Genomic DNA, 18,331 nt, shown 5'->3' with positions numbered 1-18,331 from the left:
ATGACCGCCACCACCACTCCCACCGCCACTCCCACCGCCAACGCGGTGCTGCGCCCCGCCGAGTCGCAGCTGGTGTTCCGCACCGTGCTGGAAGCGCTTTCCCGGCCGGGCACCCCGCAGGACCTGCCACCGGATCTGGTGCGGGCGAACGATCCCGCGGTGCTGCCGGTGCTCGCGCTGGCCGACCTCGGCACCGGCGTGTGCGTGCTGGAGGAGAGCACGAACTGGGCCGACGCCGTGGCGCTGGCGACCTCCGCGCCGATGCGGCCGTTGGAGCTCGCCCGCCTCGTCGCCGCCGTGCGCCCGGTGACCGCCGACGAGATCACCCGCCTGTGCCGTGGCAGCGCACCGGCCCCGGAGGACGCCGCACTGGCCGCGCTCGCCGTGTCCGATGTGGACGGCGGAGACCACCGCTGGCGGATCTCCGGGGCGGGTGTGCCCGGCGAACTGACGCTGGCCCCGCGGGGGCTGCCCGAAGGGTTCGTCGCCGCGCGCGCCGAAGCCGTGGCCGGCTACCCGGCCGGGATCGACCTGCTGCTGGTGACCGACGACGGTCGTGTCGTCGGCCTGCCGCGCACCACCACGATCGTCGAGGAGGACTGATGGGGTACTCGGGAGCCCGGGGCGGGCTCGAAGCCATCCTCGCGGCCGAAGACTTGGTGCGCCGCGCCCGGGACCACGCGCCGGTGGCGTGGGCCGACACCGAGCAGATCGTTGCCCGGTTCCGGCTCGCGGTCGACCGCGTGATGGGCGAGGCCGGGCTGTTCGACGAGGACACCGCCGCCGCGGCGTTCCGCCAGGCCGAGGGCGACCCGCTGGAGGCGTCGCACCTGCTGCGCGCCTACCGGTCCACGTTGCCGCGCCTGGCCGTCGGCGAGCCGGTGGACCCGGACGAGATGCTGATCCTGCGCCGGATCGTGCCGGCGTTCCGCGAGCCGGACGGCCCGCAGCTGCTGGGCCGCACCACCGACTACACCGGACGCCTGCTCGAAAAGCCGGCCGCACAGCCCGCCGCCGACGAGCACGTGGCGAGCACCCCGAAGCCACGCACGGACGAGCAGCGCCGGCCGCGCCGGTTCCTCGACCTGCTGCGGGAGCTGGACCTCGCCGTGGACCACCGCGGTGAGGCCGAGGACACCGAGCCGTTCGACCTCACGCGCAAGCCCGCCCGGCCGCCGGCCCCGCGCTCGGCCGCGCTGGCCGCCATGGCGCGCGCGGAGACCGGCGCGCTCGTGTCGCTGTGGTACCGCTCGATCCTCGGGCCCGACGGCAACCTCCACGAGGTGACGCTCGGCGAGGTGCGCCACGGCCGGCTGCCGCTGCGCGTGAAGCACCCGCACACCGGCAACCCGGTGTCCGTCGGCACCTTCCGGGTGACCGAGGCCGAGGCCATCGAGGACCTCAACGGCGCCGAGGAGGACCGCAGCCGCTTCGACGTGGGCTACGGGCTGTGCTTCGGCCACAACGAGCGCAAGGCCATCGCGATGGCGAACCTGGACATCGCCAACCGCCGCTTCGGCAAGTCCGGGCCGCTGGAGCAGCTCCTGCTGCTGACCACCGACGGGCTCGACTCCGGAGGTTTCCTGGAGCACCTCAAGCTCCCGCACTACGTCACGTTCCGCTCGATGGTGGAACGCAAGCGGGCTCTGCAGGCCGCGGCCGCCGCCGGCGAAGGACCGGCGCCCCGGCAGTCCGAGCCCTTCGGAGGGGAATGCTGATGACCACGACCGAACGACTGCTCGCCGACCTCGAAGCCGTGGCCGAGCCCGCGGGCATCCTCGACGAGGGCGGCAAGCGCGAGGTCCGCCGCGCGGCGCTGACCGCGGTGTGCGTGCCCGGGTACCAGGTGCCCTTCGGCTCCCGGGAGATGCCGGTTGCCCGCGGCTGGGGTTCCGGTGGTCTGCAGGTGACGCTCGCGGTGGTCGGCACGACCGACACCGTGAAGGTGATCGACCAGGGCGACGACGCCGGCGTGAACGCCACCAACCTGCGCCGCATGATCGCCGCCACCACGGGTGCGGCCGAGACGGCCGACACCCGCGAGGCCACGATCGTCCAAACGCGACACCGAGTGCCGGAGGAGAGGTTGTCGGAAGGCGACGTGCTCGTGTACCAGGTGCCGGTGCCCGAACCGCTGCGCGGCGTCGAGAAGTCCATGGCCGAGTGCGGGCGGATGCACGCCGAGGGCGACTACTCGGCGATGTGGGTGAGCCTGTACGAGGACATCGTCCGCAACGGCATGATCACCCGGACGACCGGCTACCCCGTGCTCGTCGGCGGCCGGTACGTGATGGCCACGACGCCGATTCCCCGCTGGGACGTGCCGCGGCTGCACCAGTCCCCGCAGCTGAACCTGTTCGGCGCGGGCCGCGAGAAGCGCATCTACGCCGTGCCGCCGAACACCGACGTGAGGCCCCTGACCTTCGACGACGTGCCGTTCGAGGTCGAGTACACGCCGGGCGCGGTGTGCAAGCTGTGCGGCCGCGACGATTCGTTCCTGGTGGCGGCGGGGACCAGCGGTGCCTACGCCTGCAGCGATACCGAGTGGTGCGCCCGCGTGCGTGCCGGCGACGCCGACGTGACGGGCCACTACCACCGCGCACCGCTGAGCCTGCTGCCCGACCCGGGCCGGCGTGCCCGCGCCACTGTGACGACGGCGGAGCACCGGGAGATGCCGCGGCGCGAGATCGCCGCGGACGCGCCCGAGTGGGCGCTGAAGGTCACCGGCATCGGCAAGGTGCACGGTGCGGGCGGCGCAGACGCGGTTCCCGGCACCGGCCCCGAGCACGGCACCGCGGTGAGCCCCGCGACGGGCGCGATCGTGGCCGCGTGGGACGTGTCGTTCGACGTCGCGCCGGGCGAGGCGCTGGGGGTGATCGGCGAGTCGGGTTCCGGCAAGTCGACCGTGCTGGCGTGCGTGATCGGCGACGAGCGCGCCACCGCCGGCGAGGTTCGGCTGGCCACTGTGGACGGTGGGCGCACGGACCTGCTCACCCTGCCCGACGCCGAGCGGCGCGGCCTGCGCGTGGACGCGATGGCCGTGGTGCACCAGAACCCGGCCGATGGGCTCGACCTGCGGGTGAGCGCGGGCGGCAACATCGCCGAGCGCCTCACGGCCGCGGGCTGGCGCGGCTACCACGACATCCGCCGGCGCGCGGCCGAGCTGCTCGACCGCGTCGAGGTGCCGCTGTCGCGGATGGACGACCCCGTGGGCACGTTCTCCGGTGGCATGCGCCAGCGCGTGCAGATCGCGAAGGCACTCGCCACCGAGCCGCCGGTGGTGCTGCTCGACGAGCCGACCACGGGGCTCGACGCGTCGGTGGCCGCCGGTGTGCTCGACCTGCTGCGCGGTCTGCTGTCCGAACGCGACATCGCGGCCGTGGTGGTGAGCCACGACTTCTCCGTGATCGACGCCCTCACCGACCGCACGCTCGTGATGCAGCTCGGGCGCGTGGTCGAGCGCGGGCTCACCGACCAGCTCTTCCACGACCCCCACCACCCCTACACCCAGCGGCTCGTCGCCGCGGCCCGGAGGTGACCGAAGTGTCCACCGTCCTGTCCTTGCGCGGCCTGCGCAAGTCGTTCACGCTGCACACGATCGACGGCCGCACCGTGCACTCGCTGCACGGCGTGGACCTCGACGTGCGCGCCGGCGAGCACGTGGCGCTCGCCGGGCCCAGCGGTGCCGGCAAGTCGTCGCTGCTGCGGTGCGTGAACCGCACCTACCTACCCGACTCCGGTTCGGTCGGGCTGCGCACGGCCGACGGCACCGAACTGGAACTGACCGAACTGCCCGACCGCGCGATGGCGCGGGTGCGCGGCCGCGAGTTCGGCTACGTGTCCCAGTTCCTGGCCGCTCCCCCGCGCACCGGGCCGCTGGAGGTCGTCGCGGCCACGGCGCGCCGACGTGGCGTGGACCGCGCCGAAGCTCGCGAAGCCGCGGCCGAAGCGCTGAAGCGGCTCAACCTCGACGAGGCCCTGTGGGACGTCGACTGCTCGGTGCTCTCGGGCGGGGAACGCCAGCGCGTGAACCTCGCCGCGGGCACCGTGCGGCCGCCGCGGCTGCTGCTGCTCGACGAGCCGGTGTCCGCTCTGGACCCGGCCAACCGCGAGTCCGCATTGGACCTCATCGCCTCGCTCACCGCACAGGGCGTGGCGGTGCTGGCGGTGTTCCACGACCTCGACGCCATGCGGCGCCTGGCTTCCCGCGTCGTGCTGATGAGCGACGGACGCATCGCTCGCGACGGCGCGCCCGAAGAAATCCTGGAGGAAGTGGCATGACCACTGCCGACGTTCTCACTCCCTACCCAGAAGGTTGGGCGGCATGACGACCGAGGTGTTCGAGTCCCGGACAGAGTGGACACTGGGGGCGCCACCCGCGAGCTACGTGCTCGGGCACGTACGCGCGGTGCTGGCGGACCGCGTGCTCGACGACGCGCTCGTGGTGGTGCGCGACGGCCTGATCGCCGCCGTGGAGCCGCACACGGCGGGCGTCGAGGGCGATGTGGACGGTCAGGGCCTGCTGTGCGTGCCGGGCCTGGTCGACGTGCACAGCGACGGCCTGGAGAAGGAGCGGCTGCCCCGGCCCGGTGCCGAGCTGCCGATGGAGTTCGCGCTGCTGTCGTTCGAGGGCAAGCTGCGCGCGGCGGCCGTGACGACCGCGTTCCACGGCGCCGGGTTCGAGCAGAGCCACGGCCGCGGGCTGGCCCGCACGGTCGAGCGCGCCCGCGACGTGTGCCACGCGGTGGACGAGCGCTCGGCGAGCCTGGTCGACCACCGGATCCTGTACCGGCTCGACGTCCGCTCCCCCGAAGGCCTGCAGGCGCTGCAGGCGCGGATCGCGGTGGCCCCGGACACCGGTGTCCCACCGCTCGTGTCGCACGAGGACCACACGCCGGGCCAGGGTCAGTACGCCGACCGCAGCTACTACGAGCGCTACCTCGTCGGCACCCGCGGGCTGTCGCAGGAGGAGGCCGCCGAGCACGTGACGAGCCTGATCGCCGAGCGCGACGGCCGGCTCGGCGTGCGCGAGGACGCGATGGCGTGGCTGGGCGAGCAGGCCAGCGCGGGCCGCATCCGCCTGCTGGGCCACGATCCCGCGTCGGCCGAGGAGATCGGCGAGCTGGTGGAACGCGGGGGTTCCGTCGCCGAGTTCCCCACCACCGTCGAGGCGGCGCGGGAAGCTCGTGAACGCGGCCTGCCCGTGGTCATGGGCGCGCCGAACGTGCTGCGCGGCGGTTCCCACAACGGCAACGCGTCGGGCCGCGACCTCGTGGCGCTGGGCCTGGTGACGGCGCTGGCGTCGGACTACCTGCCCTCGGGCCTGCTCGCGGCGGCGTTCGCGCTCGTCGACGACGGCCTCGTGTCCCTGCCCGAAGCCATCGGGCTCGTCACGAGCGGTCCCGCCGCCGTGGCGGGGCTCGACGACCGCGGTCGCCTCGAACCCGGCCGGCGCGCCGACCTGGCGCTCATCGCGGCGGGCCCGAAGTGGCCGGTCGTGCACACGACGCTGGTGAGCAAGGCATGACCTACATCGGATGGCCGGTGCCCGAGCCCGTGATCCCCGAGGGCACGCACCCGGCGCTCGCCGACGCCACTCGCGCGGCCGTGGCGGCCTTCGCGGCCGCCCGGGCGAAGCACACCCGGGCGGAACTGGCGGAAAAGGTCCAGATCGGCGCCGACGGCACCCCGACGATGCGGCTCGACATCCTCGTCGACACGGCCGTCGCCGAGGTAGTCGACAAGCACCGGGTCAACCTGCTGAGCGAAGAGATCGGCGTGATCGACCACGGTTCGTCGGTGACACTCGTGGTCGACCCGGTCGACGGCACCGCCAACGCGGCGGCCGGCGTGCCGCTCTCGGCGTTCGCGGGGGTCGTCGCGGTGGACGGCGTCGCGACCGAGGCACTGACCTGCTGGCTCGACACCGGCCGGTGCTGGCACGCCGTGGCCGGGCAGCCCACCCCCTACCGCACCACGGGCCGGCGTGAGCTCGACGGCGCGGCCGTGAGCCTGCTGCGGCCCCACGGTTCGGACGACCCGGCCTGGTGGCGTGTGGCCAAGCGCGCCGCGCGCGTGCGGATCCTGTCCTCGAGCTGCCTGGAGGCGGCGCTGGTGGCCGAGGGGTCCACCGACGCGTTCGCCGACGCGGGCTCCGACACCCACCGCATCATGGACCTCGCCGCGGCGATGGTCATGGTCCCCGCCGCCGGCGGCGCCGTGCTCGACGTGAACGGCCGTCCGCTGGAGATCGACCCCGACCTGACGCGCCGCTGGTCCGGTGTCGTCGCCGCCACCCGTGAGCTCGCGGAAGAGCTCGCGAGCACGTTGAAGGAGAACTCGTGACCCTCACTCGAGAAGCGCTCGCCGAGCTCGTCGACGGCCTCGCCGGCCTGCCCTACGGCGGCGAGGCGGTGGACCAGCGCACCCACGCGCTGCAGGCCGGCTGGTTCGCCGCGCAGCACGGCGGCGACGACGAGCTCGTGCTCGCCGCGACCCTGCACGACATCGGCCGCGCGAAGGCCGTGCGCGAGGAATGGCCGAAGCTGCCGCACGAACTGTCCGGTGCAGAGTTCGCCCGCCGGCACCTCGGCGAGCGGGCCGCGTTCATCATCGCGCAGCACGTGCCGGCCAAGCGCTATCTCGTCGCGACCGACGCGGAGTACCACGATCACCTCAGCCCCGCGTCGGTCGCTTCGCTGAAGGTGCAGGGCGGTCCGATGACGCCCGAGGAGGTCGCCGAGTTCGCCGCGCACCCGAACGCCGAAGAGGCCGTGCTCGTGCGCCGCTGGGACGACGACGCCAAGGACCCGAACGGCCCGGCGCTGACGACCGAGGACGTGCTCGCCGCATACGACCGGTTCCTGGCTGCGCGCTAGGCATCCCCCCGAACGCGACGTGCCTGGACGTCGACGACGCCGTCCAGGTGCGCCGCCCGTGGCGTTTTCGCCTCGATGACCGAAAAGTTCCGCACGTCGGGTGTCCAGATTGGACCGTCCGGCCCAAGGCCCTGCCCGCCGCCGCACACTTCACGCGGCTGACAGGTTTCGTTCATCGCCGCGTCGGCCGGCCCGCCTAGGTTCGCCTGGCCGAAGCCGAGGAGGGTGCATGTCCGAGTCCAGCAAACACACCGTCAGCCGCCGGGGAGCACTCGGTCTGCTGGGCGCCGGAGCGGCCGTGCCGCTGCTCGGCACCGGGGTCGCGAGTGCCGCCCCGCAGAGCGCCGAGTTCGTGCCGCAGGTCGGTTCCGGCACGACACCGGTACAGGGCCTGCACCTCACCTTCGGCCGCGACCCCGCGCGCCAGATGGTGGTCTCCTGGATCACCGAGGGTTCCGTGCGCCGCCCGCGCGTGCTGTACGGCACGCTCGACGGCGGTTTCGGCGCCGTGGCGCAGGCCGACACGCGCACCTACGTCGACGGCACGTCCGGCCGCACCGTGTGGGTGCACCACGCGCTGCTCGACCACCTGCGTCCGGGCACCGAGTACATCTACGCCGCGCAGCACGACGGCGCGACGCCCGACGCGGCCACCTTCCGCACCGCCCCCAGTGGCCGCTCGGCCTTCACCTTCACCAGCTTCGGCGACCAGTCGGCGCCGCAAGTCACCTGGAACGCCGCGGGCGCCGTGGGCCTCGACGCCAACTCAACGCCGGCCACGAAGGACATCGTGACGGGCGTCGAGACCGTCGCGCCGCTGTTCCACCTGCTCAACGGCGACCTCTGCTACGCGAACCTCGACGTCGACCGCGTGCGCACCTGGAACAACTTCTTCACCAACAACACCCGCTCCGCGCGCTACCGGCCGTGGATGCCCGCCGCCGGCAACCACGAGATCGAGAAGCAGAACGGCGACATCGGCCTGTCCGCCTACCAGGCCTACTTCGACCTGCCCTCCACCGAGACCGACCGCGAGCTGGCCGGCCTCTGGTACAGCTTCACCGCCGGTTCGGTGCGCGTGATCGTGCTGCAGAACGACGACAACGCCCTGCAGGACGGCGGCGACGTCTACATCAACGGCTACTCCGGCGGCCGCCAGCTGGCCTGGCTGAAGAAGGAGCTGGCCGCGGCCCGCGCGTCACGGGACATCGACTGGATCGTCGTCGCGATGCACCAGGTCATGATCAGCACCTCCGACGCCAACGGCGCCGACCTCGGCCTGCGCGAGAAGTACGGGCCCCTGTTCGACAAGTACGGCGTGGACCTGGTGCTGTGCGGCCACGAGCACGACTACGAGCGTTCGCTCGCGGTGCACGGCGTGGTCTCCGGCAGCGAGACGCTCACGCCGAACCCGGTCTCCACCGCGACCGACAACATCGACGCCACGCACGGCACCGTGCACATGGTCCTCGGCGGTGGCGGGGTCTCCGGCACCACCAACGGCAGCTTCTTCAAGGACGGCACCGCGAAGGTCATCACCGCGGTGTCACCGAAGGCCGACCCGACGTCGGGCAAGCGCGTGTCGACGTACGTCAAGGAGCAGGCCGTGTGGAGCGCCGTCCGCGACGAGGAGCACCCCTACGGCTTCGCGTCGTTCACCGTGGACCCGGGACGCCACCGCGGTGACACCACGACGATGCACGTGACGTATTACAACGTGAACAAGCCGCACGGCGAGCTGTCGGTGTTCGAGAAGTTCTCGCTGCACCGCCGCCGCTCCGACGGCTGAGCGGAACCTCCAGGGCGGGGCGCCATCCGGGTGGGCCGGGATGGCGCCCTTTCCGCTTTTCGGAATTGGCGGCGCCGTTCTCACGGGGCCGAGGCCAGCGGCGCGCCGTCAGGGCAGGAACAGCCGGTACACGTGGCGGTCGCGGCCCCGGCCGGTCGACATCTCGATTTCGAAGTTCGCGGTGACCAGGCCGGTCACCCCCGCCCAGTCCCCGAACCCCTCGGCCCGCCACACGATGGCGCCGCGTGCGGTTCCCTCCTCCGCCGACGGCTCGGAGACGCCGTCCGCCACGCAGGACAGCCGCAGTCCGCCTCGGTCGAAGGTCACGACGCCGTCCTCGCGCAAGCTCGTGTCGCCCGTCAAGACCACGTGCGTTTCGTAGGACGCCGAGGTGGGCGCGGCGTCCGCGCTGCCTTCGAGCACCGTGATCGTCCCCGGCCCGGATTTCACGTCGAAGCTCGGCGGCGTTCCGGCCGGCGCACCGCCGATGGCCCCGAAATCGATGAGCAGAACCTGACGTTGCACGGCTGGCCCCCTTCCCCGGAACAGGCTCGCTAGTGGCCCATCGAGCCGATGTGCTCGGCTTCGATGCGCAGCAGCAGGCGCACCTGGTCGCGCCCGCCGTACCACGCGTAGGGCCGGCCGGTGTAGCGGTGGGCGAGCTTGTCGATGTGCTCGGCCGCGCCGTCCGTCGTCGTCTCCAGCACGCGCCCGCGCACGGTGAAGTACCGGTGCGGGTGCGTGGCGTCGGCGATGTTCAGCGCCACCCGCGGGTCGCGCTCGATGTTGCGCACCTTGCGGAAACCCTCCACGGTGTTGACGAGGATGTGCTTGCCGTCGGTGTCGGCCCACGTCTGCGTCAGCTGGGGCGAACCGTCGGGCATCGTGGTGGCGATGAAGCAGAGGCTCGGCTGCTCCAGCAGCGCGACGAGCTCCTCGGGGAGATCCATGCGGCCACGCTAGCCGCCCCGCGCGGGGGTCACGGAGCCAGGTTCGTTCCGTGGCGCGCGTTTCCGGACGGGGACGAGCAGCAGCGCAACGCTGAGCACGCACACCACCCCCGCGCGGCGATCAGCGGCAGCATTCCGATCATCAGGAACGCGAACTCGCCGGGGAATTCCGGCCAGTGAACGGGAACTCCGGCCCGCGACAAAATCCCGGCAAAGGGCGAGGGCGTCGCGCGCGGGCAGGGACAGCGCGGGGCGCGCGTCGAGCGCAGGCCGCAGCGATACCGCCGTCTTCAGTCGGACGGCTCTCGAGACCGGGATGGCCTGCGCACTGGCTCAGTCGCGCGGCCTCACAACTATGCCGCCTCGACACCAGCCGTGCATGACCTGCGAGACGAATCAGACGGAAACCAGGACCAAAACCAGAGCCAATCCCCCACGGGACAGACCCCGCCCTCCCTAGGGGGCCTGCCCGCTTCCAGCGTATCGAGCCACACCGACAAAAATGGGTGATCAAACAGGTTCCGGCCTTGATCATCCACAACTCGCGATACCTGTGGACAACTCCCTGACCTGCTGGTTACCTGCCAACCACAGCCCAGGATTACCTCACACGGGTATCGTTCGGCACCCGGTTCGAAACGGTCGGGCAACGCTACCGAAGGTGCTGCCAAGCGCTGCCACGAACAACCATCTTGCCGAGCGTCCCCACACCGCAGCCAGGTGGGAAGGTGGGCCGGCCGAGTTCACCGTCCAGCTCGCCGCTTCGAAGCGGCCGGCGGCGTCGGCGCGGTGCCGGCCCGGGACGAGCGCGCGCAGGTGCGCACCGGACGCGGCGGTGAAGGCGACGAGCGCCGTGGTCTGCGCGATGCCGACCACGTAGAGCTGGGCGAGCGACACCACACCCAGCGCGATCGTCAGCGGCACGGTCGCGAGCACGGCGAACCGCACGACGTCGGCGGTGATCATGACCGGGCGTTTGCGCCGGAACTCGACGTAGCCGCCGAGCGGGAGTGCCAGCAGGGCGCCCGCGAGGCTCGGCACGGCGGCGAGCAGCGAAACCTGCGCGGCCGGCGTGCGGAGGATCAGCACGGCCACGAGCGGCATCGCGCCGTAGCCGAGGGCGGAGCCGGCCTCGCTCGCCGTCGAAGCCCACCACAACCGGCGGAAGTCCGCCCCCAGCGCCGCCCTCATCCGGGTGACGATAACGGCACCGGCCGGGTGGTCCACACCGCCGAAATGACCTCGGGGGCAGCGTCGCGGGTACTTTCGGACCCACTCTCACACGACCGTGTACTTGGATCGTCGCTGGTGGAACGGCATCTCGCACGACCAGGCCGGAAGGTGACGTTCGTGGCCACATCCGTCACTTCGGTCGTCGGCGGATAATCGTGCGGGTGGACGACGGACGCGCCGGCAAGGTCACCTTCGCGGACCTCGAGCTGTTGCTGAGCTTCGCCGACACCGAGCACTTCGGGCAGACCGCCACGGAGCTCGGGGTGAGCGTGGCGACGGTCCAGCGCGGGATCCGCGCACTCGAGCGGAAACTGGAGATCCGGCTGGTCGAGCAGGACGGCCGCCGCGTGCGGATGCTGCCGGCGGGGCACGTGCTCGTGCGCGAGGCCCACGCCGTGCTGCGGGCGCGGTCCGACGCGGTCGGCGCGGCGCTCGCCGACGCCGGCGAACCCCAACGGCTGCTGCGGATCGCGCACACGTACTCGCTCGGGCTGGGCTTCGTGCCGGGCGTGCTGGCCGATCTGCTCGAAGAACGCCCCGAGCTGCGCCTGCGCTGCACCCAGAGCCCGGCGACGGGCGTCGTCGAAATGCTGCTGCGCGGGGACGCCGACGCCGCCTTCTCCTCGGTGGCGCCGATCGAGTCGGATCTGGTGGTGGAACCGCTGTTCACCGAGTCGCTGCTGCTGGCCGTGCCGGTGGACGACGAACTCGCCGGCCGGGAACGCGTGTCGCTGCGCGAGGTGAGCGAGCGGCCGTTCGTCGCGATGGAACCGGGGTCGAGCAGCCGCACGCACATGGTCAACGCGTGCGCGCGGGCCGGGTTCGTGCCGCGCATCTCGGTGGAGGGCAACGACCTGTTCGTCGTCGAGTCGATGGTCGGCGCGGGGATCGGCGTGTCGGTGGTGCCCGAGGGCATGAACGACCACCAGCACCCCCGCATCACCCGCATCCCCATCGACGACCCGTCGTTCTCCGGCCGCACGATCTTCCTGGCGTGGCACCGCAGTTCCACCGTCACCGACAACGTGCAAACGCTTGCGCGCATCGCCCGCGCCCACGGCAAACGCATGTCCGAACCGTTGCGAAGGGTGCAATGATCTCGCCGCACGATGGCGTTGTTTCCCCGCCGCGCGGCTCCCTACGCTTCGTGATCATGGCCGCCACCACCGCGCGCACCGGGACTTGCGGGTCCCGCGCGCCGGAAGCCGGTGGCGCGGTCCCGCTCACCGCGGCGGACCACCTCGACGACGGACCTCCCACCGGCGTCACTCCCGTTCTCGGCCCCCGGGCGGCACGGCGGTTGCCCACCGTCGTGCGGGGGCCAGGTCGCGGTGCCCGGGGTGCTGTTCGGGCGAACCGGCCGGCCGAGGGGGCCGACCGGTCTGTGCGAGCAGCACCGCGCGCGACCCACGACCACCTCACCACCACTTCCGAGGCTTCCCCTCTCCCCCGGCTCGTTTCCTTTTTCCTCCGATCGAGCAAAGGAGCCTGTCCCGTGACGAAGTCATCCGCACGCAAGGCCGACTGGTGAACCCGACAGCCACCCCGGCCGAGCTCGCCGCTCTCGCCTGCGCGCTCGGCACCGAAACGGCGCCACCGACCGAAGTGATCACCGACGCCGATCGGTGACGCGGTCGCCCGATCCGGTACCGCCCCGCCGCCACCCTCGGCGGGGCGGTACCGCTGCGAACACCCCCTGGCCGAACACCCCTTCCGAACACTGAGGTCCGAAAGGGACTGACGTGACCCCGCGAGCCCGACCGGGCCACCACCCGGGGCAGGTGGCGGGCACCCTCGCGCTCTGCTTCGCCTTCGAACTGGCCGACCTCGACTCTTTCGCCTACGTCGCGCCCGCCGTGCAGCACGCGCTGCACGTCAGCGTGCGCGAAATCTCCGTGATCACCGCGGCGGGATTCCTCGGCATGTTCGTCGGCGCCGCCGTGGGCGGACGGCTGGGCGAGCGCCTCGGGCGCAAGCGAGCGCTGCGCGGGTCCGTGCTGTGGTTCTCCGTCTGCTCCCCTGACCAACGCCGGCGCCTTCGACACCACGAGCCTGCTGGCCACCCGGTTCCTCACCGGTTGCGGCCTCGGCGCGATGACCGCCGTCGCGGTCACCTACCTGACCGAACTGGTTCCGGCCGGGCAACGCGGCCGCGTGCAGGCGGGCACGCTCGCCGCCGGGCTGCTCGGGATCCCCGCCATGGCCTTCTTCGCGCGAGCCGTGATCGACCTGGGACCTCAGGGCTGGCGGCTCGTGTTCGTGTTCGGCGCATGGGGTTTCGCGCCTCTGGTGATCACCCGGTGGCTGCCGGAGTCACCGGCGTGGCTGCGCGCCCAGGGCCGCGAGACCGAAGCCGCCCGGACCGCCGCCGAAATCGAACGCCGCGCCGGCTTGCCGCTCGCCACCGCCACCGAGGCCCCCGCGCCGGTGCGCGAGCTGTTCACCGGCCGCTTCGCGCGCCGCACGGCCATGCTCGCGCTGTGGATCTTCCTCACCATCAGCTACTACGGCTTCGCGTCGTTCGCCCCGACCCTGTTGCACGAGCACGGGTTCACCCTCACCCGCAGCGTCGGCTACACCGCCTTGACCACGCTCGGCGCGGTTCCGGGCGCGTTGCTGGCGTGGCCGGTGTCCGACCGCTTCGAGCTGCGTGGGCCGCTCACCGTGTTCAGCCTGCTGTTCGCCGGCTCGGGTGTCGCTTATGGACTGACGTTCGGCTCGGCCGCAGTCGTGATCTTCGGTTTTCTCGTGGCGGCCTTGAACCAGACGCTCGTCGCGCTGTGCTACTCCCACACCCCGCGCCTGTTCCCGGCGGAGATCCGCGCGACGGCCACCGGCCTCTGCTACGGCGCGGGCCGGCTGGCCAACGTCTTCGGGCCGTTGCTGGTCGGCCAGATCTAACTTTCGCTGGGCTACACGCCGGTGTTCCTGTTCGTCGGCGGGTGCGGGGCGGCGATCGCGGTGGCGGTGCTCGTGCTGGCTCCTCGCAGCCGCGCGCGGACCTCGCCGGTCAGATGCCCCAGTCCGCGATGACCTCGTCGGTGTCGGCGCCCGGCTTCGGCGGAGACGACGGCAGATCCGGTGCGGTGCGCGAAAACCGCGGCGCCGGCGCGGGCTGCAGCACGCCGTCGAGCTCGACCAGCCCGGCGCGCGCGGCGATGTGCGGGTGGGCGGCGACCTCGTCCGCTTCCAGCACCGGGGTCACACACGCGTCGACGCCGCCGAAGACCTCGGTCCACTCGTCGCGCGTGCGCGTGAGGAACGCCCGGGTGAACGCGGCCCGCAGTGCCGGCCAGCCCGCTTTGTCCTGCTGGGGCGGGAGATCCGCCGGGTCCAGGCCGAGCCCGGCGAGCAGTGCCGTGTAGAACTGCGGCTCCAGTGAGCCGACGGCGACGTAGCGACCGTCCGCGCACACGTAGGTGTCGTAGAACGGCGCGCCGCCGTCGAGCAGGTTCACGCCGCGCTCGTCGGACCACACGCCCAGTCCGCGCAGCGACCACACCATGAGGGCCAGCACACTCGTGCCGTCGACCATCGCGGCGTCCACGACCTGGCCCTGGCCCGTGCGTTCCCGTTCCCACAGCGCGGAAAGCACGCCGACGAGCAGGAACATCGAGCCGCCGCCGAAGTCGCCCACGAGGTTGAGCGGCGGCACCGGGCGCTCGCCCGCGCGGCCGATCGCGTTGAGCACGCCGACGAGCCCGATGTAGTTGATGTCGTGCCCGGCGCGCTGCGCCAGCGGGCCTTCCTGCCCCCAGCCCGTCATCCGGCCGTAGACCAGGCGGGGGTTGAGCGCGTGGCAATCGGCCGGGCCGACCCCGAGGCGTTCGGTGACACCGGGCCGCAGGCCTTCGACGAGCACGTCGGCCTTCGCGGCCAGGCGCAGCACGAGGTCGCGACCTTCGGGCGTCTTCAAGTCCGCCGCGACGGAACGCCGGCCGCGCAGCAGCGGGTCGGGCTTGCCGCCGGTGAGGTCGAGCGAGCCCGCGGGGCGCTCCACGCGCACGACGTCGGCACCCAGGTCGGCGAGCACCATGCACGCGTGCGGACCCGGGCCGATGCCGGCCAGCTCCACCACCTTCAGTCCGCTCAGCGGTCCCGCCACGTGCCCTCCTCAGCCTCGGTGCCGATCGCCCGACCCTACCGGGCCTCAGATCGCCAGTTTGGTGAGCAACGCCACCAGCTGACGGCGTTCGTCCGCGTCGAGCGGGGACAGCATCGACTCGTTCACGCCGTCGACCACGGGCGTCGCCCCGGCCAGCAGCTCCTCCCCCGCCGGCGTGAGCCGCAGCTCGCGCCGGCGCCGGTCGGCGCCCACGGTGCGCGTGATCAGCCCGCGTTCTTCCAGGCGCAGCAGCAAGTTCGCGAGCGTCGCCTTGTCCGTGGCCGCACGCTGCCCGGCCGACGCCTGGTCGAGCCCGGGTGTCTCGGAGATCGCCAGCAGCACGGCGTACTGCGGCTTCGTGAGCCCCGGCAGCTTCGCCTGCCAGCGCGCGCCGTGCTCCTGCAACGCGCGCCGCAAGGCGTGGAAGACCGACTCGTCCATCCGGCTCGTCATGATCTCCATGTTAGTATGAAGACGAACGGTTCGTATACAAACTTTTGCCGCGACACCGGAGGAGGTAGCGCCGTGCCCCACGACGATCTGAGGTCGTTCCTCACCACGCTCGAGGAGGAGGGCCAGCTCCTGCGGGTGACCGAGCAGGTCGCCCCCGAACCCGACCTCGCCGCGGCCGCCAACGCCGCGCCGAAGCTCGGTGACGCCGCCCCCGCGTTGTACTTCGACAACGTCGAGGGCTTCACCGAAGCCCGCATCGCGCTCAACGTCCACGGTTCCTGGGCCAACCACGCGCTCGCCCTCGGGCTGCCCGCCTCGACCGGCGTGCGCGAGCAGGTCGCGGAGTTCATCCGCCGCTGGGAGACCTTCCCGGTGCCCGTGGAACGCCGTGACGACCCGCCGTGGGCCGAAAACGTGCTCGAGGGCGCCGACGTGGACCTGTTTTCCGTGCTGCCGCTGTTCCGCCTCAACGACGGCGACGGCGGTTTCTACCTGGACAAAGCCGCGGTCGTCTCACGGGACCCGGACGATCCGGGCGACGACGGCAAACAGAACGTCGGCATCTACCGCCTGCAGGTGAAAGGCCCCGCCGAGCTGGGCATCCAGCCCGTGCCGATGCACGACATCGCGCTGCAGCTGGCGAAAGCCGAGCGGGCGGGCGAGGACCTGCCGGTGGCGATCACGCTGGGCAACGACCCCGTGATCCCCATCGTCGCCGCCACGCCCCTGGCCTACGACCAGAACGAGTACGAGCTGGCCGGTGCCCTGCGCGGCGCCCCCGCTCCCGTCACGGCCGCGCCGCTGACCGGCCTCGACGTGCCGTGGGGCGCGGAAGTGGTGCTGGAGGGCGTGATCCTCGGCCGGCGCCGCGAGCTGGAGGGGCCGTTCGGCGAGTTCACCGGCCACTACTCGGGCGGGCGCGCCATGCCCGTGATCCGGATCGACCGGATCTCCCACCGCACGCACCCGGTGTTCGAGTCGCTGTATCTCGGCATGCCCTGGACCGAGATCGACTTCCTCATGGCCGCCAACACCTGCGTGCCGATCCACCAGCAGCTCACGGCCGAGTTCCCCGAGGTGCGGGCGGTGAACGCGATGTACACCCACGGCCTGCTGGCGATCATCTCCGCGAAGTCCCGCTACGGCGGGTTCGCGAAGGCCGTCGGCATGCGCGCCATGACCACGCCGCACGGCCTCGGTTACCTCAAGACGGTGATCGTGGTCGACGACGACGTCGACCCGTTCGACCTGCCGCGGGTGATGTGGGCGGTGTCCACGAAGGTCAACCCCGCCGGCGACGTGATGATCCTGCCGAACCTGCCCGTGGTGGCCCTCGACCCGGCGGCCGACCCCGCGGGCATCACCCACAAGATGATCATCGACGCGACCACCCCCGTCCCGCCCGACGAGCGCGGCCACTTCAGCCAGCCGGTGCGGGACCTGCCCGAAACCGAGCGCTGGCTGGACAAACTGCGCGAACTGGCCGCCCGGTGAACCGACCGGAAGGAGCCCCGCCCATGACCTGCCCCCGCTGTGAGAACCCCGACATCACGAAGCTCGCCGACTCGCCGGTCGCCGGTGTGTGGACCGTGCACCAGTGCCCGCGCTGCCGCTACACCTGGCGCAGCACGGAACCCGCCCGGCGCACTCGGCGCGCGCAGTACCCCGAAGCGTTCCGGCTCACCGTCGCGGACATCACCGGCGCCACCGCCGTGCCGGCCGTCCCGCCACTAGAGTCGCGGGCATGAGCGACACACTGATGTGGGAAGTCCGCGCGGCCCCGGGCCGGCAGCAGGAGCTGCTGGCCTGGGTCGAGGCCACGGCCGTGCCGGCACTCACGGCCACGGAGCAGTTCGCCGGCGCCGACGTGTACCTCGGCGGGCAGGATCGCGTGGTGGTCATCGCGCGCTGGAGCACCACTCCCCCACGGCTGCCCGACCCGCCGGAGGAGCTGCTCGCGCGTCCGGTGGCGCAGTGGCCCTTCCAGCATCACACCACCGTGACCCCGTGACGCCGGTACGTTGGCCGGGCAGGGACCATTTTCGCCTTGGAGGTCAGGAATGACAGTCGCGCAGATCGCCTACATCCGTCCCAAAGCGGGCAAGGAGGCGGAGGTGGAGCAGCTGCTGCGCGGGCTCGTCGACGCGGCGCGGCAGGAGGAGGGCACGTTGCTCTACCTGCTGAACAAGCGTGAGGACGAGTTCGTGTTCTACGAGATGTTCGCCGACCTCGATGCGCTGAAGGTCCACAGTGGCAACGACGCCCTGCGGGGGCTCGTCGCGCGCGCCGACGAGCTGCTCGACGGCGGGATCACCGTCGACAAGGTGTCCTACCTCGACGGAGCCGGCCGCTTCAACTGAAAAGTCTCCCGTTCCCACCTCACCCGATGAGGGGACAATGAGGCTGACCCGGTGAAAGGCTGGGTACTCCTCGGAACGTCCACCGGAATTCGGCACGACGGAAGGGAGCGCGACATGGACGGCATGTTCGACAAGGCCAAGGAGAAGCTGCAGGAGTTCGCGGGCCAGCATCCGGACAAGGTCGGCCAGGGCGTCGACAAGGCCGCCGACTTCGCCGACGACAAGACCGGCGGCAAGCACGGCGATCAGATCCACCAGGGTGCCGACAAGCTGAAGGAACGCTTCGGCGGCGGCGAGGACCAGCAGCAGCAGTAGCCGCGGCAGCACCACAGAGGGGCCTCCCCACCGGTATCCCGAGCCGGACGGGGAGGCCCCTCGTGCTTGCCACGGCGCGGTTTCCGGGCCGGTTGGTGCGGCGACCGGTTTTTCGCGCCACACCCCGCTTCCGCCGGATTGTCCACACCGGACTTGTCTACAATGGACGCTCGACGACCACGTCGAAGCGACGGGCTCCCTCGCGTGTCCCCAGGCCGCGACCGGCGGGCCCACGTGGTGCTTGCCGG

Annotated in this window: 20 protein-coding genes and 1 pseudogene; 16 read left to right on the top strand and 5 right to left on the bottom strand. The window is 72.0% G+C overall.

The window, feature by feature from the left end; all coding sequences use genetic code 11:
- From phnH to ACWEOE_RS22390, 8 genes are all read left to right on the top strand, one after another.
- Window positions 1–603 (top strand): phosphonate C-P lyase system protein PhnH, encoded by a 603-nt coding sequence (gene phnH / locus ACWEOE_RS22425; protein WP_452012400.1) that lies wholly within the window; start codon window positions 1–3, stop codon window positions 601–603.
- Window positions 603–1,718 (top strand): carbon-phosphorus lyase complex subunit PhnI, encoded by a 1,116-nt coding sequence (locus tag ACWEOE_RS22420; protein WP_452012212.1) that lies wholly within the window; start codon window positions 603–605, stop codon window positions 1,716–1,718. Before phnH ends, ACWEOE_RS22420 begins: the two co-directional genes overlap by 1 nt.
- Window positions 1,718–3,538: an alpha-D-ribose 1-methylphosphonate 5-phosphate C-P-lyase PhnJ gene (locus ACWEOE_RS22415; protein WP_452012210.1), complete on the top strand. Its 1,821-nt coding sequence runs from the start codon at window positions 1,718–1,720 to the stop codon at window positions 3,536–3,538. The genes ACWEOE_RS22420 and ACWEOE_RS22415 overlap by 1 nt, the downstream gene beginning before the upstream one ends.
- Window positions 3,539–3,543: 5 nt before the next feature.
- Window positions 3,544–4,281, top strand: coding sequence for an ATP-binding cassette domain-containing protein (locus tag ACWEOE_RS22410; RefSeq protein WP_452012208.1), 738 nt, complete (start codon window positions 3,544–3,546; stop codon window positions 4,279–4,281).
- A 43-nt stretch (window positions 4,282–4,324) separates the two neighbouring features.
- Window positions 4,325–5,527: an alpha-D-ribose 1-methylphosphonate 5-triphosphate diphosphatase gene (locus ACWEOE_RS22405; protein WP_452012206.1), complete on the top strand. Its 1,203-nt coding sequence runs from the start codon at window positions 4,325–4,327 to the stop codon at window positions 5,525–5,527.
- A complete protein-coding gene (locus tag ACWEOE_RS22400) occupies window positions 5,524–6,345 on the top strand; it encodes an inositol monophosphatase family protein (RefSeq protein WP_452012205.1) in 822 nt (273 codons plus the stop codon). The genes ACWEOE_RS22405 and ACWEOE_RS22400 overlap by 4 nt, the downstream gene beginning before the upstream one ends.
- Window positions 6,342–6,878: an HD domain-containing protein gene (locus tag ACWEOE_RS22395; protein ID WP_452012204.1), complete on the top strand. Its 537-nt coding sequence runs from the start codon at window positions 6,342–6,344 to the stop codon at window positions 6,876–6,878. Before ACWEOE_RS22400 ends, ACWEOE_RS22395 begins: the two co-directional genes overlap by 4 nt.
- A 229-nt stretch (window positions 6,879–7,107) precedes the next feature.
- Window positions 7,108–8,667: a purple acid phosphatase family protein gene (locus tag ACWEOE_RS22390; RefSeq protein WP_452012202.1), complete on the top strand. Its 1,560-nt coding sequence runs from the start codon at window positions 7,108–7,110 to the stop codon at window positions 8,665–8,667.
- 108 nt (window positions 8,668–8,775) lie between these two features.
- On the opposite strand, the gene ACWEOE_RS22385 is transcribed toward ACWEOE_RS22390, so the two are convergent.
- The 3 genes from ACWEOE_RS22385 to ACWEOE_RS22375 form a co-directional block, all read right to left on the bottom strand.
- Complete coding sequence (locus ACWEOE_RS22385) at window positions 8,776–9,192, bottom strand: hypothetical protein (RefSeq protein WP_452012201.1); 417 nt, start codon at window positions 9,190–9,192, stop codon at window positions 8,776–8,778.
- A 29-nt stretch (window positions 9,193–9,221) separates the two neighbouring features.
- Window positions 9,222–9,617, bottom strand: a complete 396-nt coding sequence (locus ACWEOE_RS22380) for a PPOX class F420-dependent oxidoreductase (RefSeq protein ID WP_452012199.1) — start codon at window positions 9,615–9,617, stop codon at window positions 9,222–9,224.
- 606 nt (window positions 9,618–10,223) lie between these two features.
- Window positions 10,224–10,808, bottom strand: coding sequence for a hypothetical protein (locus ACWEOE_RS22375; RefSeq protein ID WP_452012198.1), 585 nt, complete (start codon window positions 10,806–10,808; stop codon window positions 10,224–10,226).
- A 203-nt stretch (window positions 10,809–11,011) separates the two neighbouring features.
- On the opposite strand from ACWEOE_RS22375, the gene ACWEOE_RS22370 reads away from it, so the two are divergent.
- From ACWEOE_RS22370 to ACWEOE_RS22360, 3 genes and pseudogenes are all read left to right on the top strand, one after another.
- Entirely contained in the window at window positions 11,012–11,947 is a 936-nt protein-coding gene (locus tag ACWEOE_RS22370; RefSeq protein ID WP_452012196.1) for a LysR family transcriptional regulator, read from the top strand.
- 645 nt (window positions 11,948–12,592) lie between these two features.
- Window positions 12,593–12,853, top strand: a pseudogene (locus ACWEOE_RS22365) (MFS transporter); the annotation flags it as partial.
- 16 nt (window positions 12,854–12,869) lie between these two features.
- Entirely contained in the window at window positions 12,870–13,751 is an 882-nt protein-coding gene (locus tag ACWEOE_RS22360) for an MFS transporter (protein WP_452012399.1), read from the top strand.
- Window positions 13,752–13,860: 109 nt separating this feature from the next.
- Here the strand turns inward: ACWEOE_RS22360 and ACWEOE_RS22355 are convergent, their stop codons facing one another.
- Both ACWEOE_RS22355 and ACWEOE_RS22350 read right to left on the bottom strand, forming a co-directional pair.
- Window positions 13,861–14,955 carry a CaiB/BaiF CoA transferase family protein gene (locus ACWEOE_RS22355; protein ID WP_452012194.1) on the bottom strand — a complete coding sequence of 365 codons (1,095 nt, stop codon included), beginning with the start codon at window positions 14,953–14,955 and terminating at the stop codon, window positions 13,861–13,863.
- Between the two features lie 45 nt (window positions 14,956–15,000).
- The gene (locus tag ACWEOE_RS22350) at window positions 15,001–15,408 is read right to left on the bottom strand and encodes a MarR family winged helix-turn-helix transcriptional regulator (protein ID WP_452012193.1); all 408 of its coding nucleotides are present in this window, start codon (window positions 15,406–15,408) and stop codon (window positions 15,001–15,003) included.
- 72 nt (window positions 15,409–15,480) lie between these two features.
- Here ACWEOE_RS22350 and ACWEOE_RS22345 point away from each other — a divergent pair, with 72 nt between their 5' ends.
- The 5 genes from ACWEOE_RS22345 to ACWEOE_RS22325 all read left to right on the top strand — a co-directional run bounded on the left by ACWEOE_RS22345 (window position 15,481) and on the right by ACWEOE_RS22325 (window position 18,083).
- Complete coding sequence (locus ACWEOE_RS22345; RefSeq protein WP_452012192.1) at window positions 15,481–16,902, top strand: non-oxidative hydroxyarylic acid decarboxylases subunit C; 1,422 nt, start codon at window positions 15,481–15,483, stop codon at window positions 16,900–16,902.
- A gap of 23 nt (window positions 16,903–16,925) precedes the next feature.
- Window positions 16,926–17,156: a non-oxidative hydroxyarylic acid decarboxylases subunit D gene (locus ACWEOE_RS22340; protein ID WP_452012190.1), complete on the top strand. Its 231-nt coding sequence runs from the start codon at window positions 16,926–16,928 to the stop codon at window positions 17,154–17,156.
- A complete protein-coding gene (locus tag ACWEOE_RS22335; protein WP_452012189.1) occupies window positions 17,153–17,419 on the top strand; it encodes a hypothetical protein in 267 nt (88 codons plus the stop codon). The genes ACWEOE_RS22340 and ACWEOE_RS22335 overlap by 4 nt, the downstream gene beginning before the upstream one ends.
- A gap of 49 nt (window positions 17,420–17,468) precedes the next feature.
- Complete coding sequence (locus ACWEOE_RS22330; RefSeq protein ID WP_452012187.1) at window positions 17,469–17,768, top strand: putative quinol monooxygenase; 300 nt, start codon at window positions 17,469–17,471, stop codon at window positions 17,766–17,768.
- Window positions 17,769–17,882: 114 nt separating this feature from the next.
- Window positions 17,883–18,083, top strand: coding sequence for an antitoxin (locus ACWEOE_RS22325; protein ID WP_452012186.1), 201 nt, complete (start codon window positions 17,883–17,885; stop codon window positions 18,081–18,083).
- The last annotated feature ends 248 nt before the right edge of the window (window positions 18,084–18,331 follow it).

Source organism: Amycolatopsis sp. NPDC004368, from assembly GCF_053602515.1.
Note: the sequence above shows the minus strand (reverse complement) of the source record. Positions and strands in the feature narration are given on the sequence as shown.